The sequence below is a fragment of the Campylobacter concisus genome, assembly GCF_003048875.2.
Classification (GTDB): Bacteria; Campylobacterota; Campylobacteria; order Campylobacterales; family Campylobacteraceae; genus Campylobacter_A; species Campylobacter_A concisus_AU.
Genome location: NZ_CP049264.1, coordinates 89,592 through 112,918, shown reverse-complemented (window position 1 = coordinate 112,918; position 23,327 = coordinate 89,592). Strand labels below are relative to the sequence as shown.

General features: G+C 41.2%; 30 protein-coding genes. 27 read left to right on the top strand and 3 right to left on the bottom strand.

From position 1 onward, the window contains the following. Window positions 1–29 precede the first annotated feature (29 nt). The 21 genes from moaA to CVT07_RS00545 all read left to right on the top strand — a co-directional run bounded on the left by moaA (window position 30) and on the right by CVT07_RS00545 (window position 15,936). Window positions 30–998, top strand: a complete 969-nt coding sequence (gene moaA / locus CVT07_RS00645) for a GTP 3',8-cyclase MoaA (RefSeq protein WP_012001065.1) — start codon at window positions 30–32, stop codon at window positions 996–998. Next, on the top strand, window positions 998–1,753 hold the full coding sequence (locus CVT07_RS00640) for a 7-carboxy-7-deazaguanine synthase QueE (RefSeq protein WP_107936194.1): 756 nt from the start codon (window positions 998–1,000) through the stop codon (window positions 1,751–1,753). The genes moaA and CVT07_RS00640 overlap by 1 nt, the downstream gene beginning before the upstream one ends. Further along, window positions 1,753–2,334 carry a 6-pyruvoyl trahydropterin synthase family protein gene (locus CVT07_RS00635; protein ID WP_107936204.1) on the top strand — a complete coding sequence of 194 codons (582 nt, stop codon included), beginning with the start codon at window positions 1,753–1,755 and terminating at the stop codon, window positions 2,332–2,334. The genes CVT07_RS00640 and CVT07_RS00635 overlap by 1 nt, the downstream gene beginning before the upstream one ends. Further along, complete coding sequence (locus tag CVT07_RS00630) at window positions 2,334–2,537, top strand: hypothetical protein (protein WP_004318036.1); 204 nt, start codon at window positions 2,334–2,336, stop codon at window positions 2,535–2,537. The genes CVT07_RS00635 and CVT07_RS00630 overlap by 1 nt, the downstream gene beginning before the upstream one ends. After that, complete coding sequence (locus CVT07_RS00625) at window positions 2,534–2,935, top strand: hypothetical protein (RefSeq protein ID WP_107936192.1); 402 nt, start codon at window positions 2,534–2,536, stop codon at window positions 2,933–2,935. The genes CVT07_RS00630 and CVT07_RS00625 overlap by 4 nt, the downstream gene beginning before the upstream one ends. Then, on the top strand, window positions 2,936–3,592 hold the full coding sequence (locus CVT07_RS00620; protein WP_107936190.1) for a 16S rRNA (uracil(1498)-N(3))-methyltransferase: 657 nt from the start codon (window positions 2,936–2,938) through the stop codon (window positions 3,590–3,592). It begins immediately after the preceding gene. Between the two features lie 81 nt (window positions 3,593–3,673). Beyond that, window positions 3,674–3,874, top strand: coding sequence for a 50S ribosomal protein L31 (gene rpmE / locus CVT07_RS00615; RefSeq protein WP_009295018.1), 201 nt, complete (start codon window positions 3,674–3,676; stop codon window positions 3,872–3,874). A 3-nt stretch (window positions 3,875–3,877) separates the two neighbouring features. Next, window positions 3,878–4,693, top strand: coding sequence for a 16S rRNA (cytidine(1402)-2'-O)-methyltransferase (rsmI, locus tag CVT07_RS00610; protein WP_107936188.1), 816 nt, complete (start codon window positions 3,878–3,880; stop codon window positions 4,691–4,693). A 100-nt stretch (window positions 4,694–4,793) separates the two neighbouring features. Beyond that, window positions 4,794–5,474 carry a 23S rRNA (guanosine(2251)-2'-O)-methyltransferase RlmB gene (rlmB, locus tag CVT07_RS00605; RefSeq protein WP_035142763.1) on the top strand — a complete coding sequence of 227 codons (681 nt, stop codon included), beginning with the start codon at window positions 4,794–4,796 and terminating at the stop codon, window positions 5,472–5,474. Then, window positions 5,467–6,408: a phosphatidylglycerophosphate synthase gene (locus tag CVT07_RS00600; protein ID WP_107936186.1), complete on the top strand. Its 942-nt coding sequence runs from the start codon at window positions 5,467–5,469 to the stop codon at window positions 6,406–6,408. Before rlmB ends, CVT07_RS00600 begins: the two co-directional genes overlap by 8 nt. After that, window positions 6,402–7,184 (top strand): hypothetical protein, encoded by a 783-nt coding sequence (locus tag CVT07_RS00595; RefSeq protein WP_107936184.1) that lies wholly within the window; start codon window positions 6,402–6,404, stop codon window positions 7,182–7,184. Before CVT07_RS00600 ends, CVT07_RS00595 begins: the two co-directional genes overlap by 7 nt. Before the next feature lie 9 nt (window positions 7,185–7,193). Next, entirely contained in the window at window positions 7,194–8,402 is a 1,209-nt protein-coding gene (locus tag CVT07_RS00590) for an LL-diaminopimelate aminotransferase (RefSeq protein ID WP_004318025.1), read from the top strand. Then, window positions 8,399–9,661, top strand: a complete 1,263-nt coding sequence (locus CVT07_RS00585; protein WP_107936182.1) for a homoserine dehydrogenase — start codon at window positions 8,399–8,401, stop codon at window positions 9,659–9,661. The genes CVT07_RS00590 and CVT07_RS00585 overlap by 4 nt, the downstream gene beginning before the upstream one ends. A gap of 1 nt (window position 9,662) precedes the next feature. Next, window positions 9,663–10,004, top strand: coding sequence for a YraN family protein (locus CVT07_RS00580; protein ID WP_107936180.1), 342 nt, complete (start codon window positions 9,663–9,665; stop codon window positions 10,002–10,004). A gap of 73 nt (window positions 10,005–10,077) precedes the next feature. Beyond that, the gene (trxA, locus tag CVT07_RS00575; RefSeq protein ID WP_021092602.1) at window positions 10,078–10,392 is read left to right on the top strand and encodes a thioredoxin; all 315 of its coding nucleotides are present in this window, start codon (window positions 10,078–10,080) and stop codon (window positions 10,390–10,392) included. After that, window positions 10,392–10,838 carry a hypothetical protein gene (locus CVT07_RS00570; protein WP_004318021.1) on the top strand — a complete coding sequence of 149 codons (447 nt, stop codon included), beginning with the start codon at window positions 10,392–10,394 and terminating at the stop codon, window positions 10,836–10,838. The genes trxA and CVT07_RS00570 overlap by 1 nt, the downstream gene beginning before the upstream one ends. Before the next feature lie 9 nt (window positions 10,839–10,847). Further along, window positions 10,848–11,786, top strand: a complete 939-nt coding sequence (locus CVT07_RS00565) for an NAD(P)/FAD-dependent oxidoreductase (protein ID WP_004317976.1) — start codon at window positions 10,848–10,850, stop codon at window positions 11,784–11,786. A 337-nt stretch (window positions 11,787–12,123) separates the two neighbouring features. Continuing rightward, on the top strand, window positions 12,124–12,894 hold the full coding sequence (dapB, locus tag CVT07_RS00560; protein ID WP_103574145.1) for a 4-hydroxy-tetrahydrodipicolinate reductase: 771 nt from the start codon (window positions 12,124–12,126) through the stop codon (window positions 12,892–12,894). A 272-nt stretch (window positions 12,895–13,166) separates the two neighbouring features. Then, entirely contained in the window at window positions 13,167–14,504 is a 1,338-nt protein-coding gene (gene purF / locus CVT07_RS00555) for an amidophosphoribosyltransferase (protein WP_107936178.1), read from the top strand. Continuing rightward, on the top strand, window positions 14,501–15,163 hold the full coding sequence (locus CVT07_RS00550) for a hypothetical protein (RefSeq protein WP_107936176.1): 663 nt from the start codon (window positions 14,501–14,503) through the stop codon (window positions 15,161–15,163). Before purF ends, CVT07_RS00550 begins: the two co-directional genes overlap by 4 nt. A gap of 113 nt (window positions 15,164–15,276) precedes the next feature. Continuing rightward, window positions 15,277–15,936 carry a hypothetical protein gene (locus CVT07_RS00545; protein ID WP_103645857.1) on the top strand — a complete coding sequence of 220 codons (660 nt, stop codon included), beginning with the start codon at window positions 15,277–15,279 and terminating at the stop codon, window positions 15,934–15,936. 37 nt (window positions 15,937–15,973) lie between these two features. On the opposite strand, the gene CVT07_RS00540 is transcribed toward CVT07_RS00545, so the two are convergent. From CVT07_RS00540 to CVT07_RS00530, 3 genes are read right to left on the bottom strand one after another with little or no spacing between them, the layout of a single operon-like run. Continuing rightward, window positions 15,974–16,129 (bottom strand): hypothetical protein, encoded by a 156-nt coding sequence (locus tag CVT07_RS00540; protein ID WP_196375737.1) that lies wholly within the window; start codon window positions 16,127–16,129, stop codon window positions 15,974–15,976. A gap of 7 nt (window positions 16,130–16,136) precedes the next feature. Beyond that, complete coding sequence (locus CVT07_RS00535) at window positions 16,137–17,294, bottom strand: double-cubane-cluster-containing anaerobic reductase (protein WP_107936174.1); 1,158 nt, start codon at window positions 17,292–17,294, stop codon at window positions 16,137–16,139. Further along, complete coding sequence (locus tag CVT07_RS00530) at window positions 17,281–18,060, bottom strand: acyl-CoA dehydratase activase (protein ID WP_107936172.1); 780 nt, start codon at window positions 18,058–18,060, stop codon at window positions 17,281–17,283. The genes CVT07_RS00535 and CVT07_RS00530 overlap by 14 nt, the downstream gene beginning before the upstream one ends. Window positions 18,061–18,211: 151 nt before the next feature. Between CVT07_RS00530 and CVT07_RS00525 the strand changes: the two genes are divergently transcribed. From CVT07_RS00525 to CVT07_RS00500, 6 genes are read left to right on the top strand one after another with little or no spacing between them, the layout of a single operon-like run. Further along, window positions 18,212–19,564 carry an MATE family efflux transporter gene (locus CVT07_RS00525; protein ID WP_107936170.1) on the top strand — a complete coding sequence of 451 codons (1,353 nt, stop codon included), beginning with the start codon at window positions 18,212–18,214 and terminating at the stop codon, window positions 19,562–19,564. A 44-nt stretch (window positions 19,565–19,608) separates the two neighbouring features. Further along, on the top strand, window positions 19,609–20,277 hold the full coding sequence (locus CVT07_RS00520; RefSeq protein ID WP_009295049.1) for a CsgG/HfaB family protein: 669 nt from the start codon (window positions 19,609–19,611) through the stop codon (window positions 20,275–20,277). Then, window positions 20,262–20,666, top strand: coding sequence for a DUF4810 domain-containing protein (locus CVT07_RS00515; RefSeq protein WP_004318053.1), 405 nt, complete (start codon window positions 20,262–20,264; stop codon window positions 20,664–20,666). Before CVT07_RS00520 ends, CVT07_RS00515 begins: the two co-directional genes overlap by 16 nt. Then, a complete protein-coding gene (locus CVT07_RS00510; protein WP_021088701.1) occupies window positions 20,656–21,333 on the top strand; it encodes a DUF799 domain-containing protein in 678 nt (225 codons plus the stop codon). The genes CVT07_RS00515 and CVT07_RS00510 overlap by 11 nt, the downstream gene beginning before the upstream one ends. A gap of 5 nt (window positions 21,334–21,338) precedes the next feature. Next, window positions 21,339–22,241: a DMT family transporter gene (locus CVT07_RS00505; protein WP_107936168.1), complete on the top strand. Its 903-nt coding sequence runs from the start codon at window positions 21,339–21,341 to the stop codon at window positions 22,239–22,241. After that, complete coding sequence (locus tag CVT07_RS00500; RefSeq protein ID WP_103636940.1) at window positions 22,219–22,641, top strand: Sua5 YciO YrdC YwlC family protein; 423 nt, start codon at window positions 22,219–22,221, stop codon at window positions 22,639–22,641. Before CVT07_RS00505 ends, CVT07_RS00500 begins: the two co-directional genes overlap by 23 nt. Window positions 22,642–23,327 lie beyond the last annotated feature (686 nt).

The following is a 23,327-nucleotide window of genomic DNA, read 5'->3' as shown; positions in this document are numbered from 1 at the left end:
GCTCTAACCAAGCTTAAAAAAGGTGCTTTATGCTAATAGATAAATATGGTCGGGTTGTTGATTATTTAAGAATTTCTGTGACGCAGCGTTGCAATTTTAGATGTAGATATTGCATGCCTACTACGCCATTTAGTTGGACACCAAAAGAAAATTTACTGACATTTGAAGAGCTATTTTTATTTGTAAAAGTAGCTATCGATGAGGGTGTGAAAAAGATCAGGATCACAGGCGGCGAGCCACTCGTGCGCAAGGATCTGGACGTCTTTATAAAGATGATAAGCGATTATAAGCCAGACATCGATCTAGCGCTTACGACAAATGGCTTCATGCTGCCACACTTTGCCAAAAGGCTAAAGGACGCTGGTCTAAAGCGCATAAATATGTCGCTTGATACGCTAAATGAGCAAAAAGCTAAATTTATCGCTCAAAAGAGCGTCTTACATGAGGTTTTAGCTGGCTTTGAGGCAGCACTTGACGCTGGGCTAAAGGTGAAGATAAACACGGTCGCGCTAAAAGGCTTTAACGACGATGAGCTAGTAAATTTGCTTGAGTTTGCTAAATTTAGAAACTCTCAGATCAGATTTATCGAATATATGGAGAATTCGCACGCCAAAGAGGATCTAAAAGGGCTAAAAAGCGATGAAATTTTAAAGATCATCTCGCAAAAATATAACGTCACAAAAGATGAAAAATTGCCAAACGCACCTGCGTCTATTTATAGGCTTGATGACGGCTATAAATTTGGCATCATTGACCCTCATAAACACGACTTTTGCGAGAGTTGCAACCGCATCAGACTAAGTGCTGAAGGGCTTTTGATACCTTGCCTTTATTTTGAAGATGCACTAAGTATCAAAAAAGCAGTTGCAAATGGCGACATCGTTGCAGCAAGCGAGATCTTAAGGCAAGTGCTAGCTAATAAGCCAAAAGAGAACAAATGGGCCCTAGGAGCTGAAAATGAAACCTCTTCAAGGGCCTTTTACCAAACTGGTGGTTGATGAGCAAAGAGCTAGAATTAGTTGAGGCATTTTTAAGCATCCAAGGCGAGGGCGCTTATCAGGGCAGGCTCGCTGTGTTTTTACGCTTTTTGGGCTGCAACCTAAACTGCTTTGGCTTTGGCGTAAAGACAAGGTCTTTAAAAACAGGCGAAGAGCTTTTGGGATGCGATAGCATAAGAGCCGTTTTTAAGGGACATTTTCACCACAAAAGATATAGCACAGATGAAATTTTAAGTCTAGTTGATGGGCTTTGTAAAGGCTTAGAGCAAAAGCCGATCGTCGTTTTAACAGGCGGCGAACCACTCATCTGGCATCAAAATGAAAATTTCATAAATTTGGTAAGAAATTTGCTTATAAACTACGAGGTGCATTTTGAGACAAATGGCACGATCTTGGTTGATTTTGATAAATTTGAAATTTATAAAAACTGCCATTTTGCACTTGGCGTAAAACTAGCAAATAGCGGAGTTAGCGAGCAAAAACGCATAAATTTAGATGCCATTTTAGCTATAAAAAATAACGCAAAAAGCAGCTTTTTAAAATTTGTCCTCTCGCGCTTTGACAAAAGTGAGCTAGAGGAAATTTTATATATAAAAAATAGAGCAAATTTGCCAGTTTGGTGCATGGCGATGGGTGCAAATGAGGACGAGCTAAGCAAAAATGCTCTAAAAACAGCGCAGTTTGCCATAAAGCATGGATTTAACTACTCAGAGCGTATCCACATCAGGCTTTGGGGCGACAAAGAGGGTGTTTGATGATTATTAGAAAACTTTTTAGATTTGAAAATGCGCATATCGTGAGATTTTGTAGCTCAAAGCGCTGCAGGACGAGCATCCACGGTCACAGCTATGTAGCAGAAATTTTACTTAGCTCAAATTTTCTTGATAACGCTGGCATGGTCTATGACTTTGGGCTGATGAAGCAAAACATAAAGACGATAATCGATAGCTTTGATCACGCTACGACCATATATTCAGGCGATAGTGACGAATACAAAAACGACCTTAAAAAGCACTCTGCAAGGTGGATCGAGATCCCGCTAAATCCCAGTGCAGAGCAGTTTTGCCGTATATTTTTTGTCATGATCGAGAGACTGCTTGAGCTTAGCGTGATGAGTAACGGCGAGCGCGAAGTGAAGCTTCATAGCGTCATCGTGCATGAGACTGATACTGGCTATGCGCAGTGCTTCAAAGAGGACGCGATAAACCCACAAATGGGCGAGATAAGGCTTAGTGATATCAAATTTTCAGAGGCCGTTATAGACGAGTGGGAAGATAAAAATTTACTTGAAAAGATGATAAATAAGATAAAAATAGAAAATCCAAAGGACGTTTAATGAAAAAATTTATAACCTCTTTTTTGCTTATAGCTGGCGTATTTTTGGGCTGTGGAGATAAAGAAGAGGCCAAAAGTGACGTTAGCGAGCCAGTCCCTAGTGATGTTACGATAGCTCAGCCTGATGCAAATGTAACTATCGACGAGCAGTTGCCACCTGAGCCAGTCGTCGAAGAAAACGAGCCTCCTAAAGATAAAAAATGAACGAACACTTAAGCTCGCTTTTTGCCTACACTTTGCCATTTCACGTGGCATTTTTCTACGCACTTCTTGCGTGTGGGGTGCTTTATATACTGCTCACACAGCTTGGAAGCGCTAGCAAAAATTACGTGCTTCGTATAAGGTATTTTTTACCTATTTATCATATGCTGCTTAGCTTTTTGGTGCTAACTGGGCTTATTTTGTGGGCATATTATAGTTACGAGCCAAAATTTAACGCCATAAAAATGCTTCTTATCTTAATAGCTTTAATCGCACTTAGCGCCGTTGGGTATAAAAGGCTAAAGAGATATGCCATTGCTGGCGAGCTAGAGAAATTTAAAAAATTTGCCCTTATTAAAGGCATTTGCGACATTATTTTGATCATCATAGCAGGGATTTAGATGAAATTTTTATATGATAAAAACGCTGGCGAAGAGCGCTTAAAAATAGTAAATGAGGCCTTTTTGCACCTAAAAGCTAGAAGGGTTGAGACAGGTGAGCGCATAAGTGTTAGAAATTTACGCGACGGCAAAGAGTACATCTACGAGATCAATGAGATAGAGCGCAGAAGTGCAAATTTAAGTCTTATCTTTGCTAGTCTAAACTGCGAGCATAAATTTGACTTTACCATCGCTTGGGCTGTCATTGATCCAAAGACGATCGAAAAGGCGCTGCCATTTTTAAATGAGCTTGGCGTTGGCAAGATCGCCTTTGTCTATACTAAATTTTCTCAAGCAAATTTCAAGATCGACCTTGAAAAGCTAAACTACATAAACGCACTTTCATGCGAGCAGTGCGGGAGAACGTCGCTAATGGAGTTTGAAATTTACAAAAATTTAGACGAGCTAATGAACGTTTATAAAAATGTCTCAGCCATAAATTTTGGTGGCAAAAATTTAAACGAAAAAAGAGATGATGAGATATTGATAATCGGTCCAGAGGGCGGATTTAGCGAGGATGAGACGGCTAAATTTAAAAATATCTACGGCCTAAATACAAAAAATATCTTAAGATCACAGACCGCAGTCATATCTGTGGCGGCAAAATTTCTTGCCTGATTTATTTGATTTTTAGATTAGTTTTTATATAATCAGCAACTTTTAAGGTAACAAATAGCCCAAAATAATAAAGGAAAGATGATGAAAAAAGAGATCCATCCAGAGTATGTAGATTGCACCGTAACTTGCGCGTGTGGCAACACTTTTAAGACAAAGTCAAACAAAAGCGAAATCAGAATTGACATTTGCGACAAGTGCCACCCATTTTTCACAGGCAGCGAAAAGATAGTTGATAGCGCTGGCCGTGTTGAGAAATTTAAGAAAAAATACGCTCAAAAATAAGCCTTGCTCTACTTTGTTCCTACTCCAATAGGAAATTTAGAAGATATCTCGCTTCGTGCCATCAAAATTTTGCGTGAATGCGAGATAGCTATCTGCGAAGATACAAGAGTTTGCAAAGGTCTTGTAAATCTGCTAAACGAACGCTTTGACGCAAATATAAATATCTCAAATTTTATCCCGCTTCACACCCACAACGAAGATGATTTTTTTGCAAATTTAAATGATGAAATTTGGAGCAAAAATATAGCTTATATGAGCGATGCTGGCATGCCAGGCATAAGCGATCCAGGCGTTAGCCTAGTAAGATACGCTCAAAAAAATGATATCAAATATGAAATTTTAAGCGGAGCAAACGCTGCACTTCTAAGCGTAGTCGCCAGCGGACTTTGCGATAAAGAGTTTGTTTTTTTAGGATTTTTACCAAATACTGGCAGAGATAGGGCTTTAGCCATACAAAACGCTCTAAGCTTAGCCTATCCAGCTGTGATCTATGAAAGCCCAAAACGCATATTAAGCTTAGTGCAAAGCGTTGCAAATTTAGAGCCAGAAAGAGAAATCTTTGCCATAAAAGAGGCTACCAAAAAATTTGAGACCAAATTTAAAGATAATGCTCAAAATTTAGCCCAAATTTTAGAAAAAGCAAATTTAAACGGCGAGTGGGCAGTGGTCATCTCAAAAAGTGCGAATATAGCCACTCAAAATATCACAAAAGATGAGATCATCTCGCTTGACATCGCCCCAAAAGCAAAGGCAAAACTGCTTAGCAAAATAACTGGCGAAGAGGTCAAAAAGATATACGACGAGCTCATAAAAGCATAAATTTAAAAGCTCAAATTTTGCTAAAAAGTTTCAAAAATTCACTCAAATTTAGAAGCAAAATAAGTTAAATTTTACTTGACTTTAGCTACCATAAGCAACCATGATAATATACGGAAAACAGCTATTTTTACATATTTTGAACAAGCGCCCACAGATCCTAGAAGAGATCTATCTCTCAAAAGAGTGTGATAAAAAACTCTTCTCTAAAATTTGTGGCACTGGCAAGAAGATCATCCGCGTGGATAATCAAAAAGCTCAGTCGATGGCGCATGGCGGCAACCATCAAGGTTTCTTAGCAAGCGTTAGCGAGTTTGAGTTTTCAGACATTAGCGAGCTAAAAAAGCTAAATTTCATCGCCGTGCTTTATGGCATAAGTGACGTCGGAAACATCGGTGCCATCGCTAGAAGTGCCTATGCTCTAGGCTGCGAAGGACTTGTCATCGTTACAAAAAGTGTAAATATGCAAGGCGTTTTAAGGTCAAGTAGCGGTGCTGCTTACGAGATACCAATAGCGATCTTTGAAGACGGACTTAGCCTGCTAAACGAGCTAAAACAGTGTGGTTTTAGGCTCTACGCGACGGCAAGCAACGGCAAAAATATAAAAGAGATGAAATTTGCTGGCAAAAGGGCTTTGGTGATGGGCTCAGAGGGTGAAGGCATACCGCAAAAAGCTCTAGCAAAGTGCGATGAGTGCGTCGGTATCAAGCTAAAAGATGGCTGGGACTCCCTAAATGTAAGTGCAGCTTTTGCGATAATTTGTGATAGGATGATAGATGAATGAATTAGAAAATTTAAAAGAGATAGGCATAAAGGAAATTTCGCGTAAAACGCACATTGAACCCACATTTTTACAATACATTTTTGACAAAAATTTTGAAAAATTATCACGCTTAAACATGAGAGGTTACGCCAAAATTTTACAGCGTGAGTATGGCGTCGATCTTAGCGAACTTCTCGCTGAATACGACGCTTTCATGCAAGAAAATATGCCTGATGAGAGCAAAAAAACAAAAGTTAGCCCAAAAATTTCTTCTTACACACCTGAAGATGTCTCGATCCAAAGGCAAAGTAGCGGTGGCGGGGCTGGATTTTTATTCTGGATCATCATTTTAGCTATCATCGCTGGCGGTGCTTACTACTTTGATGCTTACAAATACGTCCAAAATTTCATAGCAAGCTTAAATGAAGACAACACAAGCGTGAGCTACTCGCAATCAAGCATCGTAAATGAAGTGAAGAAAAATATAATCGACACAAACGTAACGATCTCTCAAAACACTCCAAAGATCGATGCAAACGCTTCAAGCGTGAAAATTTCAGCTCCAGCTGAGCAAAACATGACTGTAAGTCCTGCTAGCGTTGATCAAAATGCCCTAAAACCTAGCATGGCAGCCCAGCCAGCTCCAAAAATAGAGCAAAACGTGACAAAACCGCTAAATGAAGCGATCATCACACCAAAACAACGCGTTTGGATAGGCATCATCAACCTTGAAAATGGTCAAAAAACATCAAGCGACACAAGCAAAAGTGTCAATATAAATTTAGACCAAAGACAGCTAGTCGTTTGCGGAAATGGCAACATCGAGCTTAAGATCGGCGACAAAGTGACAAAGTATAACCCAAGCCGTCCAGCTAGATTTTTAGTAGAAAATGGCGATATGAAATTTTTAACTTATGACGAGTTTGTCGAGATGAATAAGGGCAAATCTTGGTAAAAAAACTAGCCATATTTCTTCTTTTTAGCGTTTTTTCATACGCTTTTGATCTAAATAGTAGCGCAAACGCACTAAGCAGCGGAAAAGATCTGCAAATTTCTTTAGAAAATTTAGACACTAACGGCTCGCTAAACGTTGGCGAGCTAGTCTCAAGACTAAAGCAAAGCTCAAACTACGATGCTCTCTCTTTTAGCTCAAATAGCTTAAATTTAAAATTTATAAGCACGCAAAAAGTCCCCTCAGCACTATTTGTAAAATCGATAAATTTAGCTCTTGAAGATGCAAATATAAGCGTGGCAAGGGTAAATTCTCTAAAAAATGGCAGTGAAATTTCTTATGGGATTTTAGCTCTAAAAAGTGGCGGCATAGATCCAAATTTACTAAATTTCACGCTTAGTAAAAGTGGCTTTAAGATCATGGGATTTGATAGGCTTGATGGAAATTTAGCGCTTTATTTGGATGCTAAAAATATGAGCCTTGATGCATCAAAAGTAAATTTTAACGAAGAGACCCCACTTGTAAAAAGTGGCGGCGTCTATATCGTCGACGTGGCAGGTGCAAACAGCCTAAATATCATCTCAAATGAGCCAAACAAATGGGTGCCACTTGTTAGAATTTATGATAAAAATTTAAACCAAATCGATCTAAAAAGAGAAAACGAGATAAAAACTAACTACACCATAAATTTAGCTAATGACGCAAAATATGCGTTAATTAGCGACAATAACGACATAACTAACATTAAAAATGAGATAATTATCAAGCTTATAAAATAGGAGCAAACAGTGTTTGATGAGATAAGATTTAATACAATTGAGCGTTTACCAAACTACGTTTTTGCCGAAGTAAATGCTATAAAAATGGCAGCACGCAGAGCTGGCGAGGACATCATCGACTTTTCTATGGGTAACCCAGAAGGCAGAACACCACAGCACATCGTCGATAAACTATGCGAAAGCGCGCAAAAAGACAAGACCCACGGCTACTCAGCCAGTGCTGGAATTTATAAGCTTCGCCTTGCCATTTGCAACTGGTACAAGAGAAAATACGGCGTAAATTTAGACCCAGAAACTGAAGCAGTAGCCACAATGGGCAGCAAAGAGGGCTTTGTGCATCTTGCTCAAGCCGTGATAAACCCAGGCGACGTGGCTATCGTGCCTGATCCTGCATACCCGATACACACGCAAGCGTTTTTATTTGCTGGCGGAAGCGTCGCAAAGATGCCACTTCACTACAACGATAAATTTGAGCTAGACGAGAATAAATTTTTTGAAAATTTGATCCAGACGATACACGCAAGCTCGCCAAAGCCAAAATATGTAGTCGTAAATTTCCCTCACAATCCAACGACCGTGACCGTGCAAAAGAGCTTTTACGAGCGCCTTGTAAGCATCGCAAAGCAAGAGAGATTTTACATCATCTCAGATATCGCTTATGCGGATCTTACATTTGATGGCTACAAAACGCCAAGCATCTTTGAAGTTGAAGGCGCAAAAGATGTCGCAGTCGAGTGCTACACTCTTTCAAAAAGCTACAACATGGCAGGCTGGAGAGTTGGCTTCATGTGCGGAAACAAGAGACTTTGCGCTGCGCTTAAAAAGATAAAATCATGGGTTGATTACGGCATGTTTACGCCTATTCAAGTCTCAGCCACGGTCGCACTTGACGGCGATCAAAGCTGCGTTGAAGAGATACGCCAAATTTATGAAAAAAGAAGAGATGTGATGATAGAGGCCTTTGCTCAGGCTGGTTGGGAGCTTAAAAAGCCAAATGCCAGCATGTTTATCTGGGCGAAACTTCCACCAAAGGTGAGCCACTTAGGCAGTCTTGAGTTTTCAAAGCAGCTTCTTACAAAGGCTTCAGTTGCAGTTAGTCCAGGCATTGGTTTTGGCGAGGGCGGAAACGACTATGTGCGCTTAGCTCTTATCGAAAATGAAAATAGGATAAGACAAGCAGCAAGAAATATAAAAAAATATTTGAAAGAATTTGAATGAATGTAGCGATTTTAGGCGTTGGAACCGTTGGCGAGTCGGTTGCAAAAATTTTACTAAAAAACAAAAAGCTAATCGCAGCAAGATGTGGCGAAGAGATAGTGCCAGTCATCGGCGTGGTTAGAAATTTAAATAAAAAAAGAGACGCTGACATCCCTTTGACTGACAATATAAATAGCGTCATAAACCGCGATGATATCGACGTTTTTATCGAGCTTATGGGCGGTGTTGAAGAGCCTTTTAGAGTGGTGAGTGAAATTTTAAAGCGCAAAAAAGCGGTCGTCACTGCAAACAAGGCGCTTCTTGCCTATCACAGATATGCTTTGCAAAATTTAGCCAAAAACACGCCATTTGGCTTTGAAGCAAGCGTGGCTGGTGGCATACCGATCATCAGAGCCTTAAGAGAGGGGCTTAGCGCAAACCACATCTTAAGTATAAATGGCATACTAAACGGCACCAGCAACTACATCCTAACATCGATGATGAATGAAGGCTCAAATTTCAAAGACGCGCTTAAAAAAGCACAAGAACTTGGATACGCTGAGGCCGATCCTACCTTTGACGTGGGCGGCTTTGACACGGCTCACAAGCTTCTCATCCTAGCTAGCATCGCATATGGCGTGCACGGCGATCCAGAGGATATCTTGATCGAGGGGGTACAAGGCATCACGCCAGAAGATATATTTTTCGCAAAAGATTTTGAATACTCAATAAAACTTCTAGCCATTGCCAAAAAAAGCGAGGGCAAGGTCGAACTACGCGTGCATCCAGCGCTTGTGCCGCAAAATAAAATGATAGCAAAGGCAAGCGGCGTGACAAATGCTATCAGTGTCGTTGGCGAGGTCGTTGGCGAGACGATGTATTATGGCCCAGGAGCTGGTGGCGACGCGACAGCAAGCGCAGTAATTAGCGATCTCATCGACATCGCAAGAGATAGCAAGTCGCCGATGCTTGGATACAAAGCGCCATTTGAGCTAAATACTTTGGAGCTTCTTGATCGCGACAGGATAAAGACGAAGTATTACTTTAGGCTAAAAGTCGAAGACAAAATGGGCGTGCTAGCAAAGATAACAAATTTAATGAGCGAAAACAATCTTTCGATCGACAGCTTGCTACAAAAGCCAAAAGATGAGAGCGAGTATGCCGTGCTATTTTTCACGACGCACACGAGCTTGGAGGCTGATGCAAAGCGAACTATGGAGCTTTTAAAAGAGCAAGAGTATATAAAAGAAGAGCCATTTATGATGAGGATCGAGGAGTAGCTTGGGGCTAAAAGAGTATCTCTTTGGTAAGAGCTCCGAAGATAGGGCGTGCGAGTTTTTGTGTAAGCTTGGTTTTGTCATTTTAGAGAGAAATTTTCACTCTAAATTTGGCGAGATCGACATCATCGCGCTAAGTAGCGATAAAATTTTACATTTTATAGAGGTAAAAGCAACCAGCGGAGGATACGAAGCGGAGTATAGGCTAAACAAGGCAAAATATATGAAAATTTTAAAAACTATAAATTTTTATATGATGAAAAATGAGCCAAACAGAGACTTTCAGCTTGATCTACTTGTTGTTAAAAATGAAGATTTTGAGCTGATAGAAAATATTAGTTTATAATAAAATTTATTATTTAGCTAAAATTTAAATTTGATTTTGTATAATTGCCACAACTTGAAAATAAGGAGAACAAATGGGAAAATACATCGAACTCACAAAAGAAAATTTTGATGTAACAAAAGAAGGCGTTGCTCTAGTAGATTTCTGGGCTCCATGGTGCGGACCTTGCCGTATGCTAGCTCCAGTGATCGAAGAGCTTGCTGAAGACTTTGAGGGCAAAGCAAAAATTTGCAAGGTAAATACTGATGAAGTGCAAGATCTTGCAGTTGAGTTTGGCATTAGATCGATCCCAACATTGCTATTTTTCAAAAATGGCGAGCTAGTTGAGCAAATGGTCGGTGCGCAGTCAAAACAAGCCCTAACTGACAAACTAAATTCGCTTCTTTAATGAGCGAAAAAAGAAGAGGAAGTCTGCTTCCTCTTACCTATATATTTGGTTCATTTTTTGGTGCAGCTATGATAGCGGCTGCATTTGCGTATAGCAACTATCGTTTTTCACAATATAAATTTGTTGATTTTGCGAAGCTAGTTTTTTACGAAAAAAGCGAAATTTTCACTCCAAAAGAGCCAAAATATACGCTTTTAATCTTCAGTTCAAATCAATCAAAATTAGACGAAATTTTACCAACCAAAAATGAAACAGTTGTGGCGATTGATATCTTTCAAAAAAGATATGAGTCAAACTCAACACTAAAATACATAAGCTCAGATATAAATACAGTCCTAGAGCTTATGCGAAATTTAAGCATCACGAAGCTTCCTAGCAGTGTTGAGATAGTTCATCAAAGGGGCGAAATTTATAAACAAAATTCGTCCATAAATGTTTTAGAATAAAGGAAATTTATGCTTGATTTAGCGATCATCGGAGGCGGTCCAGCAGGACTAAGCGCCGGACTTTACGCCACTAGAGGCGGACTAAAAAATGTTGTAATGTTTGAAAAAGGCGAGCCTGGCGGTCAGATCACCTCTAGCTCAGAGATAGAAAACTACCCAGGTCAAAAAGCCCCTGGCGAGAGCGGTTTTGACTTTATGAGCACTTGGTGGAAGCAGTGCAGTGCATTTGGACTAGTTCATAAGTGGGCAAACGTCGTTGGCGTTAGAAAAAATGGAGATGGCAGCTTTGAAATTTTACTTGAGGGCGGCAAGAGCGAGCAGGCAAAGGCTGTCATCGTAGCGACTGGCTCAACCCCAAGGCGTGCTGGATTTAAGGGCGAAGATGAGTTCTTTGGTAAAGGCGTTAGCACATGCGCAACATGCGATGGCTTCTTTTACAAAAACAAAGAGGTAGCCGTCCTTGGCGGTGGCGACACAGCTGTTGAAGAGGCACTTTATCTAGCAAATATCTGCTCAAAAGTTTATCTAGTGCATAGACGTGACGAATTTAGAGCGGCGCCAACAACCGTTGAAAAAGCTAGAAAAAATGAGAAGATCGAGTTTATAACAAGTGCAACTGTAAAAGAGGCGCTTGGCGATAAAATGGGTCTAACAAAGATCGTGCTTGATACCAAAAATGGCGAGCGCGTGCTTGATGTGCCGGGCATTTTCACCTTTGTCGGACTAAATGTAAATAACGAAATTTTAAAAGATGAAAACGGCAAATTTATCTGCGAAATGGCTGATGGCGGACAGGTTAAGACAAACCTTAAGATGCAAACTAGCCTAAAAGGGCTCTTTGTAGCAGGCGATATCAGAGAGGATGCTCCAAAGCAAGTCATCGTAGCAGCAGGTGATGGCGCAGTGGCTGCACTTAGCGCTATGAGCTACATAGAAAGCTTGCATTAATACTCAACAAATTTAGCCAAATTTTTTGGCTAAATTTCTCTTTCAAAATAAACTTTTAGTCAAATTTATATTTAAAAAATGCTTGGTTTTTAGGCTTATCAGAGCACTTTTTCAAAAATTGCATTAATAAAATACATAGCGTAGTTGCCTTTTTGCATAAAATAAGCAAAAAGTGCGCTCTAATATAATCAATATCCATTTTTCTGATCGCAGCAGTTACCAAAATGCTAATTTGTAATTAATTTCTAGCCTCAAATAGCTATTTTCAAAAGCCATTTCGTAATCTCTCTATAATAAAATTTATGTTAAATTTCAACCAAAATTCAAAGGATAAATTTTGGTAAAAATAGGACTTTACGGCGCTAGTGGCAAGATGGCTCAAAGTATCATCTCTTGTTTGAAAGATGAAAAAGACGCCACTTTAAGCGTCGCTTTTAGCCAAAAAAATGAGGTTGAAAATTTAAGCAGTGAGCTTTTGACAAACGACTTTGCTAAATTTTTTGAAGCGTGCGACGTTATCATCGACTTTAGCCAAAAAGAGGCGACCGTAGCACTGCTAAACTACGCTAGAACCAACCCAAAACCACTAGTCATCGGCACAACCGGACTAAATGACGATGAGAAAAATTTGCTTCATCTAGCATCAGGCACTATGCCAATACTCTACGCAACAAACATGAGTCTAGGTGTAGCAGTGTTAAATAGAATTGCAAGGATAGCTTCGAAAGTTTTAAGAGAATTTGATATAGAGATAGTCGAACAGCACCACAGACACAAAAAGGACGCTCCAAGCGGCACTGCGATGACCTTGGCGGGCTGTGTGGCAGAGGCAAGGGATCTAAATTTAAAAGATGTTTTAGTAACTGGCAGAGCTGGCATGGTGGGCGCAAGAAGTAAAGACGAGATCGCAGTTATGGCGCTTCGTGGCGGCGACGTGGTCGGTCGTCACACGGTTGGCTTTTACAATGACGGCGAATTTATCGAGCTAAACCACACCGCAACTAGTAGAGCGACCTTTTCAAAAGGTGCCATTAAGGCTGCTATCTGGCTAAAAAATCAGAGCAGCGGCCTATACTCGATAGATGATAGTTTGGGGCTTGATGATTAAATTTAGTCTTGATGATATAAAGATATGCAAGCTAGAATTTGGCGATAAATTCTACCTACCAGAGCGCAAAAAGCGTCAAAATTTAAGAGCTAATGAGTTTGATTTGAGATGATGAAATTTAGTTTTAGTGCATGTGGATTGTTATAAATGGTGCAAATAACGGCAAGTGTGCCAGCACTTTGGGCAACAAGTCACTTACAAAAAGTGCTTAGCGTTGGCTATGAAATTTAACTGTAAAGATGAAATTTAAAAAGATGAAAAGAGGATAAAAGATGTGTGCGATAGTAGGTATCATAAATTCTAAAGATGCGGCGAAAACGGCGTATTATGCGCTATTTTCTATGCAACACCGCGGTCAAGAGGCAAGTGGCATCAGCGTCTGTAACGACGGCGAGATCTCCACTCACAAGGGCAACGGCCTAGTCACCGAGGTCTTTAACGAAGAGATCTTAAGCTCATTAAAAGGCGACATGGCGATCGGTCACAACCGCTACGCAACAGCTGGCAAAAACTCAGGCCGTGACGCCCAGCCAATAGCCGCCAACTATGCCCTAGGTCAAATCTCGATCGTTCACAACGGAAATTTGGTCAATAAAGACGAGGTTAGAAACGAGCTCATCAAAGATGGCGCGATATTTCAGACAAATATGGACACAGAAAACATCATCCACCTCATCGCAAGAAACCACGACGAACACCTACAAGATCGCATCATCGCAGCACTTGATAAGATAAAAGGCGCTTACTGCTTGCTCGTGCAGTCACGCCACAAAACCTTTGCCATAAGAGACCGCTGGGGTGTTAGGCCACTAAGCCTTGGTAGGCTAAAAGATGGCGGATACATCGTAGCTAGCGAGACTTGCGCATTTGACCTTGTGGGAGCAACATTTATAAGAGATGTTAGACCTGGCGAGATGATAGTTTTTGAGCATGGCAAGAGCGAGTTTCAAAGCTTGCAAATTTTCGAGCCAGACCCTAGAATTTGTGCCTTTGAGTACATCTACTTTGCGCGCCCAGATAGCGTTATAGAGGGCAAAAGCGTCTATGAAGTGAGAAAAAAGATGGGCGAGGTGCTAGCTAGAAAGAGCAAGATAAAGGCTGATTTTGTCGTGCCTGTGCCAGATAGTGGCGTGCCAGCGGCGCTTGGATACGCAAATGAGAGCAAAATTCCATTTGAGCTAGCCATCACTAGAAATCACTATGTGGGCAGAACCTTTATCGAGCCAAGCCAAGAGATGAGAAATTTAAAGGTCAAACTAAAACTAAATCCGATGTCAAGCGTGCTAGCTGGTAAAAGTATCGTCGTGATCGACGATAGCATCGTTCGTGGCACTACTTCTAAAAAGGTGGTCGATCTCTTAAGACACGCAGGAGCGAAAGAAATTCACTTCAGAGTTGCGTGCCCTGAGCTAAAGTATCCTGAGCGATACGGCATCGACACTCCAAGCTTTGAGGAGCTAATAAGCGCCAAAAAAAGCGTCGAAGAGGTCAGAGAGTACATAGGAGCCGATAGCTTGGAGTTTTTGAGTATCGATGAGCTTAAAGAGAGTATCGGCAACGAGAGAAAATACTCGCTTGTAAGCTTTGATGGTGACTACTTCATAAAATGAGAAATTTAGTAGTTTTGCTGCTTGCAGCGCTCTTTTTTGCGGGCTGCTCGCAAAAGACGCCTAGTAAAAAAGATGAAATTTCTATCATGGTGAGCTACTTTGAGCTAAATGGCAAAAAGCAGCAACTACTCATAAAAAGCATGCCAAGCTTAGCTGATAAAAATGCCAGCGTGCCATTTTTTGGCATGATAAATTTTCTTGATCAAAATAAAACTACAAGTGCCTACTCTCTTATAAAAGGCGTTATAAACGTCATTGGAGCTGATAGCTCCTCTATAAATTTAAACAAAACTAGTGACGTTTTGGCTCTTAAAAAATCTAGCGAAATAAGGTTTTATGAGATAAGACCTGATGTGGTTGAGAGTGTTAAATTTAGATCACCAAACGGCGTTTGCGGCGAGTTTTTAGCTCAAAAGCCAGTTTTTGTAAATGCGAGCACCAACTACTACTTAAGAGATGATAGCTTTTTTACAAGCTTTATTGATGCAAAATTTGTTTATAAAAAGGGCGCAAAGATACTAAAAAAGGAGTTTGCTTATAGCATCTTAGAGCCCAAAATCCTAGAAGAAGCCAAAGAATTTACACAAAAATCAAACCAGCTTTTCTTAAATGATATGCAAAAGCTTGGCAGACTGCTTGACATACTCTGCACATTTTAGCGAGCACTTAGACACTAAATTTATACTTTTTCATGGGCCTGCACCCTTTTAAAATTTATTTTAAGTACGGGGGGGGGTAGAATGCCTTTTTAAACCAAAAAGGAGATATCAAGATGAAAAAGCAAATTTTAGCTTCAGTATTAGCCAGCGTGTTGGCCACAAGTAGCGTATATGCTTGGGGCTTTGGGAGTAGCAAAGAAAAACCAAATTATGATTATAGTGGGGATAAACAGTTTATAGAAACTAACACGAAAAAAATAGACACAGATAGGGCAAAATATTGGTGTTTAGATCAAGGTAATGATCTAGGCTGCCTAGCACTAGAAAAACGAGAGGCTTTAGCCAATAAAGACCTTAAAAAAGTAGTGAATTTTTATGAAAAAACTATTCCAGAATACTGCTATGAGAAAAAATTTGCTCCAGCGTGCAATATACCAGCTCTTGATTTGATTTTATACAAAATAATCTATTTTGCACATAAAAGCGATGATCAAGCTAAAACCGATGCCATAGATTCTGATTACGCAAAAGCTCTTTCTGAGTCAAAAGCGGACGTAAAAATGCTTGAATACGGCTGCAATGAGCTAAAAAGCGCATATATATGTAGAGATCTACGCGACATGTATAAAAACCTGGGCGATAGAGATAAAATAAGAGAATATAACGAGAAAATAAAAAACGGTGATAAAAAATGGAATTCAGTCATTTATGATTATCATCATAGTCGATTTGCCTATGGAAGAGCTTCTGGATGGTGGTTTTTGGACGATTGATTATTTAAATATGCAGGAATTTATCCTGCATATTTTTTTAAAAATATCTATTTTTAAGTTGGAATTTTCGCTTTAGCTGACTTGTAAATTTTGTAAATTTAACCATTTTCAAGTCAGCTATTTTAAATTTAAAGCTAAATTTAGCCCCCTGCTCTTTTAAATTTAGCGCTCGCCTCAAAAAGCCAGACGCCAAATTTATCCTAAAGCATCTCTATAAATGCCTCGAGCCTTGTCTTGATCTGCCCAGCGTCGCTCGTCGAAAAGTCCGTCTCAAGCGCCATATAAGGCGTATCTACGTCGTTGCACGCCCTTTTTATATTAGCAGTTTCTACGTTGTAGGTGTGACAGGCTTGCAGCACAACGTCGATCACGCCGTCCGCCTTATACTCTTTTATCATCTCTTGTAGCACATTTTCTCTCTCTTTATTTGGCGACATGATCGAGCAAGGTATCGCCATGTAGCGCTTTGCTATGGCGCTAATTGGATCATCGTTTTCATCGATTAGGTTGCTAAAATTTTTAGTCCCAGTGCAGTTTTCGTAAGCTACCACGACGCCGCCTGCCTCTTCTATGGCTGGCACGATCTTATCATAGACCCCACCACTTGGACAGCCTGTGATGATGATGCGTTTGGCGTCCTTATGCACGGGTGAAATTTTGTCCCTCACGCACTCTTTTAGCTTCTCAACGATGATCTCAAGGTCGCTTATCTGCTCCTCTTTGTCAAAGATAAAACCATTTCCATATAGCAGTGCGTGTAGCTCTTTGCCGTTCATCGGTGGCGGTGTTAGCTTCATGAAATTTTGAATTTCTCCCATTAGCTCACGCTCTTTGTTAAATAGCCTGATAGAGTTTCTAAGCTCCTCATCGCTCACACTCACGCCAAATTTAGCCTCCAGACGCTCCTTTAGCTCCCTGACCTCATCTTGCCAAATCTCCAAGCTCTTTTGGCTCTTGAAATGTGGCAAATGCATGACGTGCACATCTTTAAATTCGCCCATTAGCTCATACATCTTTTTCTTGCCGTCGCACGTCGTCTCGCCGATAACGATATCAGAGTTTCGCACAAATGGACATTTATTCGCTTTTGCAAAGCCGTAGCTTGCTTTTATGAGCGGACAGAGGTTTTTAGGCAGGTACTTTTCGCCCTCGACCACGGCGTTATCGCCAGTTGCACAGACACTCACACTATAAGCGTTTGCTGCGTGGATGACCTCCCTTGGCGTGTAGGTGCAAAAGATAGCCGCGATCTTTTGGCCGCTATTTTTGACTGCTTCGACATTTTGGGCTAAATTTTTCTTAGCGCCATCATAAGTAGCGAAAATTTCGCTCAGACTCATACTCTCATTTATCGCCATTTTCTCTCCTTAAATTTCTTATCCCTGCAAGGCTAGCGCCTATCGCACCGCAGTAGATCGCATCTTCGTGCGTGCTTACTTTAGCTTGCAAGCACACTTCTAAATTTTCTCTCACATACTCGCTCTTACTAAAGCCACCGCTTAAGAAATAGCTCGTATTTGCCTGTTTTTTGACCAAATTTGAAATTTTATTTATAGCTGAGACGATCACTGCTTTTGCGATATTTTCTCGTGAGATGTTTTGAGCGATGAGACTTATGATCTCAGACTCCGCAAAGACCGTGCACATCGAGCTTATGGATATATCTTTGTCGCTATTTTTAGCAAGGCATGTAAGCTCGTCAAACCTAACTCCAAGGCGGTTTGACATCACTTCAAGAAATTTACCAGTGCCAGCTGAACACTTGTCATTCATCGTAAAATCCGTCACTGAGCCATTTTCAAGCTTGATAGCCTTCGTATCTTGACCGCCCACGTCTATAACTGTGCAGTCACTTTTGCAAAAGTAGTGCGCCCCAAGCGCGTGACAGGTGATCTCTGTAAGGGTTTTATCAGCGTATGGCACCGAAACTCTGCCGTAGCCTGTCGCAGTAAAATATAGCTCGCCAAGGTTTAAGCCTAAAACTCGCTCTTTTATAAGCATGGCCGTATCTGCGCTGCTCCAGCCAGTTGGGAGTAAAAAGAGCTCCTTTATCTCGCCGCTACTTGCCTCTATGACGGCAACCTTTGCAGAAGTTGAGCCTATATCAATACCGATTGAGTGCATTTTGTATCCAAAAAAGGTCTTTCTAAAACTTAGAACTGGCGTGATTTTACTCACTTTAAGACAAATTTGTCAATAAATAAGACCCAAAATTTATAGCCTTTTCACCTTTTAAAATTTATAATTTACCCACACTTTACAAAGGGGATGAAATTTGAAAAATTTGACAAGCGAGCAGAGATTTTTCTCAAATGCCGACCTTGCAAGGCTCTTTTTCCCTATCGCCGTAGAGCAGTTTTTAGAATATAGCCTAGGCCTTGCAAACTCGCTAATGGCAGCTAGCGTTAGCGAAAGTGCGGTGAGTGCGGTGAGCCTTGTGGAGTTTGTCATGGCGCTATTTATTAGCATATTTACCGCCATAGCCACTGGTGGCTCGGTGGTAGCTAGCCAGTATCTAGGCAGCAAACAAAGCGGCAACGCCAGAAATACCGCCGATCAGCTAGTTTGGTTTAGTCTAATTTTTGCCATCTTTATAGCCCTTGCCATCATAGTTTTAAAAGATCTCATCTTAGATAAAGTCTTTGGCGATATCGGCGAGCAAGTAAGGAGCGATGCTAGCCACTATCTCGTTTTCTCAGCCATTTCAGCGCCCTTTTTAGCAGTATATGCAGCAGCTGCGGCGATCTTTCGCACGATGTCAAACGCAAAGCTACCTATGTATATCATGGCGGCTGCAAATTTACTAAATGTGCTGCTAACTGCCATTAGCATCTACACATTTCACACAGGGGTGCTTGGCATCGCCATTAGCACGCTCATAGCTAGAGCGATCGCTTGCTTTATCATAGTATATCTGCTACTTGATATAAAGCTAAAACTTCACATAAGAAAGAGCCTTATCTATAAATTTGACTACGAGATCATCAAAAAAATTTTAAATATCGGCGTGCCTTATGGCTTTGAAAATTCGATGTTTTACGTGGGTCGCATCATCGTTTTGAGCCTTGTTTCGCTCTTTGGCACGGCAAGCATCGCTGCAAATGCCGTGGGCGGGACGATCGTGATGTTTCAGGTGCTCCCTGGCATGGCGATAGGCACAGGTCTAAGCGTCGTCGTGGCTAGATGCATCGGCGCAAATGACTTTAATCAGGCTAAATTTTACGTAAGAAAATCAATGCTAAGCATCTACATCGTGCAGCTTTTTAGCACGGCTGTCGTGTTACTGCTTCTTGAACCGCTACTTCGCGTTTATAACCTCTCGAGCGAGGCCATAAATTTAACAAGGCAGATCGTCTGGTACCACGGCATCGCTATGTGCCTCATCTGGCCGCTTGCCTACACCTATCCGACCGTTTTTCGAGCTGCTGGGGACGCAAAATACCCAATGATAGTAAATTTAGCCTGCATGTTTGCCTGCAGGATCGTGCTAGCTTATATCTTTGCGCTCGCCTTTGATCTTGGCATGATAGGCACTTGGTTTGCGATGTTTGCCGACTGGGCGGTAAAGGCGGTGCTCTTTGTGCGCAGATACGCAAATGGCACGTGGATGAAATTTCGAGCCATTTAAAAAAAAGTAGTAATATACACACGATTTTGTCACAAAGGATAAAGATGAAAAATGTTTTAAAATTTAGTGCAGCTCTAGTGATCGCAGCGCTTTTTGCAGGGTGCGCAAGCGAGAGCTCAAGAGTGGTAGAAACCCCAAAAGTAGCAAGCTACGGATCAGTTTATAACGGCAAAAAGGTCTCAGTTTCTATTGGCCGCTTTAATAACCAATCAGCCTATCAAAACGGCGCCTTTAGCGACGGCGAGGATAGACTTGGCAACCAAGCTCAAAGTATCTTGATCACAAATTTACAGCAAAGCGGTAGATTTTCGGTGCTTGAGAGATCAAATATGTCGGTCCTCAAACAAGAGAGCGAGCTAAGCAAAGAGGCTCAAAATTTAAAAGGCTCAAGATATGTGATAACTGGCGATGTGACCGAATTTGGCCGCAAGACAACAGGCGATCACCAGCTATTTGGCATACTTGGCAAAGGTAAGCAACAAACCGCCTACTCAAAGGTAAATTTAAACGTTGTCGATACCAAAACGGCTGAGGTCGTCTATTCAGTTAGCGGCGCTGGCGAATACACCCTTTCAAACAGAGAGATCATCGGCTTTGGCGGCACCGCAGGATACGACTCTACGCTAAATGGCAAGGTGCTAAGCCTAGCGATAGTTGAAGCGGTAAATAACCTAGTAAATGGCATAGAAAGCGGAGCATGGCAAGTAAAATAGGGCTTGCCTGCCTTGGCGCTCTTGCGCTCGTGCTAGCAGGATGTAGCAACGCAAGTGGCCCAAGGTCGCTTTACTACTGGGACGGCACATATAGCAGCTCATTATATAGCTATCTAAATGAAGATGGCGACGCAACCGAGCAAATTTCACGCTTAGAAAATTTAGTGCAAAACTCAACCCAAAGGGGCTACAAGGTTGCGCCAGGTCTATATGCGCACCTTGGACTTTTATACTTAAATAACGGAAATTTAGGCGCTGCAAATGCAAATTTTGACAAAGAGGTGCAAAATTTCCCAGAGTCAAGAGAATTTATAAATTTCATCAAAGGCTCTAAAAATTTAACCCCAAAAAAGCAGAGCAAAAAAGAGGGAGCGAAAGATGAAAAATAGCCTGAAATTTATAGCTGTGACGCTTCTTGCGATATTTTTTGCGGGTTGTTCTTTCAAAGAGCCTGAGCCATACGACTACTCAGCCTTTTTGCAAAAAAAGCCACGCTCCATCCTAGTGCTCATGCCAACAAACGATAGCACCGAAGTAAGCGGCTCAGCAGCGGTTTTGGCTAACTCAGTAGCCCCACTTAGCGAGGCTGGATACTATGTATTTCCAGTGGCTCTTGTAAATGATACATTTAAGCAAAATGGCATAACCGAGCCAAGCGAGATCGCCGCCGTGCCACTAAATAAGCTTGATAAAATTTTTCATGCCGATAGCGTGCTTTACATAAACATCAAAGACTACGGCACAAGCTACGTCGTGGTCTCTAGCTCGACAAAGGTAGTGCTTGAAGCAAAACTAGTCGATATAAAAAGCGGTGCGACACTTTGGCAGGGCGAGGCAGCAGCCGCAGAGGATAGCGGCAGCGGGCAAAACAGCCTGCTTGGCATGCTAGTCTCAGCCGTCATCACGCAGGTGGCAAACACCATCTCAGATAGATCATACGACCTAGCAGTAAGGGCCGATGCCTACCTCTTTTCTAGAAACTGCCACGACTGCATACTTTATGGGCCTTATTCGCCTCACTACGGCAAAGACGCCCAGCTACATAAAGATAGATAAATTTAATGTCCAGCCATCAACTTGGAGTGCTTCTTACACTAGTTGGTGGCGTACTTTGGGGATTTAGCGGAGTTTGCGGGCAGTATCTCTTCTCGCAGGGCATTAGCGCTGATTTTTTAGTGCCTTATAGGCTCTTGCTAGCTGGTGCTTTTATCGTGCTCTACTACGCTTTTAAGGCTCCAAAGGCCGTTTTTGCGCCAGTTACTGACATAAAACTGATGGCCGAGCTTCTCACATACGCCCTACTTGGACTTATGATGACGCAGTATGCCTACTTTTACTCTATCGAGCTCTCAAACGCCGCAGTTGCAACGGTCATTCAATACACAGCTCCAGTCCTCATCCTAGCCGTCATCTGCTTAAAAGAGAGGCGAGCGCCAAGACCGCTTGAAATTTTGGCTCTATTTTGCGCGATGCTTGGCGTCTTTTTTCTTGCTACGCACGCGCAAATTTCAGCCCTTGTCATCTCACCAGAAGCGCTATTTTGGTGCTTAGTAAGCGCTGTTTGCGTCTGCGTTTATAACCTAGCTCCCGCAAGGCTAAATGCAAAATACTCAGTCGCGCTCACGCTTGGCTGGGGCATGGTGATAGGTGGAGTGGTGCTTTGCCTTTATATGAGAGTGTGGGAGTTTGCGGGGCTTAGTGGCACTGCGCAGTGGCTGGCATTTCTCGCTGTCATCACGCTTGGCACGATATTTGCATTTAGCTTTTATATGACTGGAGTCAAGCTCATAGGCGCCTCAAAGGCCAGTATGATAGCCTGCATAGAGCCACTAAGCGCGGCCTTTTTTGGCTACTTTTGGCTTGGGACGAAGTTTGTCTTTTGGGACTTTTTAGGCTTTGCTCTCATCATATCATGCATATTTTTACTTTCAAAGAAGAGAGATGATATACCTAGCGCAAACTGACACGACGGCTGGCTTTTTAAGCAAGGACTACAAGGAGATAAATCACGTCAAAATGCGAAGCGAGGGCAAACCTTGCCTCATCACGACGGCTAAATTTAGCGTTTTACATGAGCTTGCTAGAGCGCCAAAAAAGTATAAAAATTTCATCCGCCGCTCAAGAAAGACGACATTTTTATATCCAAATTTAAAGGCGATCAGGGTCGTAAAAGAGTGCAAACATGAGAAATTTTTAAGCAAATTTGACTGGCTTTACTCAAGCAGCGCGAACAAAAATGGTATGAAATTTGACGAAGTTTGGGCTAGAAGCGTGGCTGATGAAGTTGTTGATGAACTATTTTTTGAAGATACGCCATCAAAAATTTATAAAATTTCAAAGAGCAGACTAAAAAAGATCCGCTAGTTAAATTTACTCCCTGCACTTTTTATAAATTTAGGTAGCTTTTATTGTGGTTTGAGGTGATAAATTTGCTAAATTTCATCACTAACAAGAGTGATTTTAAAAGATAGTTTTTTAGACAAGGTCTAAATTTAATCTACTAATTAGATAAATTTACAAATAGTCAAACCAAATTTAGCCTTTCACTTGCTATAGACCTCGCTTCAGACTACATTTTAAAATTTAAAGTCTGCCAGATGCTTTAGCCAAGCACTGGCTGATATAAATTTGCACCAATATATAAAGTTGCCCACTAAAATCAAAATTTATATCGCTCAAATCCTATCAACTCGCATAAATTTACAAATTTAGAGCGAGAAAGGACTAAATTTAGCTCGTTTGTGCGGATAAAGTAGCCATTCACCACAACGCCACTACAACCATGCAAGTAAATTCAGTCAAGCCACAAATTTAAAATTTTAGCCACTACAAAAATTTGGATGCAGAGATAGTCAAATAAGCAAATTTAACAGCTCTCAAAATCTAAATTTAACCCTTTTGTAAATTCAAATAAACCAATTCACTCACCATAACTGATTGCTTTTTGCGGGCAAAAATAGTCTTTATAAAATGCAAACTACTCTATAAATTCCTCGTGACGGCATCAGATCAGGCAAATTTACTTACCAAGCATAAATTTACAAATTTAA

Bases quoted from the DNA above. Each gene is read 5' to 3' on its own strand.
- moaA (WP_012001065.1), top strand. From the start codon at position 30: ATGCTAATAGATAAATATGGTCGGGTTGTTGATTATTTAAGAATTTCT.
- CVT07_RS00640 (WP_107936194.1), top strand. From the start codon at position 998: ATGAGCAAAGAGCTAGAATTAGTTGAGGCATTTTTAAGCATCCAAGGC.
- CVT07_RS00635 (WP_107936204.1), top strand. From the start codon at position 1,753: ATGATTATTAGAAAACTTTTTAGATTTGAAAATGCGCATATCGTGAGA.
- CVT07_RS00630 (WP_004318036.1), top strand. From the start codon at position 2,334: ATGAAAAAATTTATAACCTCTTTTTTGCTTATAGCTGGCGTATTTTTG.
- CVT07_RS00625 (WP_107936192.1), top strand. From the start codon at position 2,534: ATGAACGAACACTTAAGCTCGCTTTTTGCCTACACTTTGCCATTTCAC.
- CVT07_RS00620 (WP_107936190.1), top strand. From the start codon at position 2,936: ATGAAATTTTTATATGATAAAAACGCTGGCGAAGAGCGCTTAAAAATA.
- rpmE (WP_009295018.1), top strand. From the start codon at position 3,674: ATGAAAAAAGAGATCCATCCAGAGTATGTAGATTGCACCGTAACTTGC.
- rlmB (WP_035142763.1), top strand. From the start codon at position 4,794: ATGATAATATACGGAAAACAGCTATTTTTACATATTTTGAACAAGCGC.
- CVT07_RS00600 (WP_107936186.1), top strand. From the start codon at position 5,467: ATGAATGAATTAGAAAATTTAAAAGAGATAGGCATAAAGGAAATTTCG.
- CVT07_RS00585 (WP_107936182.1), top strand. From the start codon at position 8,399: ATGAATGTAGCGATTTTAGGCGTTGGAACCGTTGGCGAGTCGGTTGCA.
- trxA (WP_021092602.1), top strand. From the start codon at position 10,078: ATGGGAAAATACATCGAACTCACAAAAGAAAATTTTGATGTAACAAAA.
- CVT07_RS00570 (WP_004318021.1), top strand. From the start codon at position 10,392: ATGAGCGAAAAAAGAAGAGGAAGTCTGCTTCCTCTTACCTATATATTT.
- CVT07_RS00565 (WP_004317976.1), top strand. From the start codon at position 10,848: ATGCTTGATTTAGCGATCATCGGAGGCGGTCCAGCAGGACTAAGCGCC.
- purF (WP_107936178.1), top strand. From the start codon at position 13,167: ATGTGTGCGATAGTAGGTATCATAAATTCTAAAGATGCGGCGAAAACG.
- CVT07_RS00550 (WP_107936176.1), top strand. From the start codon at position 14,501: ATGAGAAATTTAGTAGTTTTGCTGCTTGCAGCGCTCTTTTTTGCGGGC.
- CVT07_RS00545 (WP_103645857.1), top strand. From the start codon at position 15,277: ATGAAAAAGCAAATTTTAGCTTCAGTATTAGCCAGCGTGTTGGCCACA.
- CVT07_RS00535 (WP_107936174.1), bottom strand. From the start codon at position 17,294: ATGGCGATAAATGAGAGTATGAGTCTGAGCGAAATTTTCGCTACTTAT.
- CVT07_RS00530 (WP_107936172.1), bottom strand. From the start codon at position 18,060: ATGCACTCAATCGGTATTGATATAGGCTCAACTTCTGCAAAGGTTGCC.
- CVT07_RS00520 (WP_009295049.1), top strand. From the start codon at position 19,609: ATGAAAAATGTTTTAAAATTTAGTGCAGCTCTAGTGATCGCAGCGCTT.
- CVT07_RS00515 (WP_004318053.1), top strand. From the start codon at position 20,262: ATGGCAAGTAAAATAGGGCTTGCCTGCCTTGGCGCTCTTGCGCTCGTG.
- CVT07_RS00510 (WP_021088701.1), top strand. From the start codon at position 20,656: ATGAAAAATAGCCTGAAATTTATAGCTGTGACGCTTCTTGCGATATTT.
- CVT07_RS00505 (WP_107936168.1), top strand. From the start codon at position 21,339: ATGTCCAGCCATCAACTTGGAGTGCTTCTTACACTAGTTGGTGGCGTA.
- CVT07_RS00500 (WP_103636940.1), top strand. From the start codon at position 22,219: ATGATATACCTAGCGCAAACTGACACGACGGCTGGCTTTTTAAGCAAG.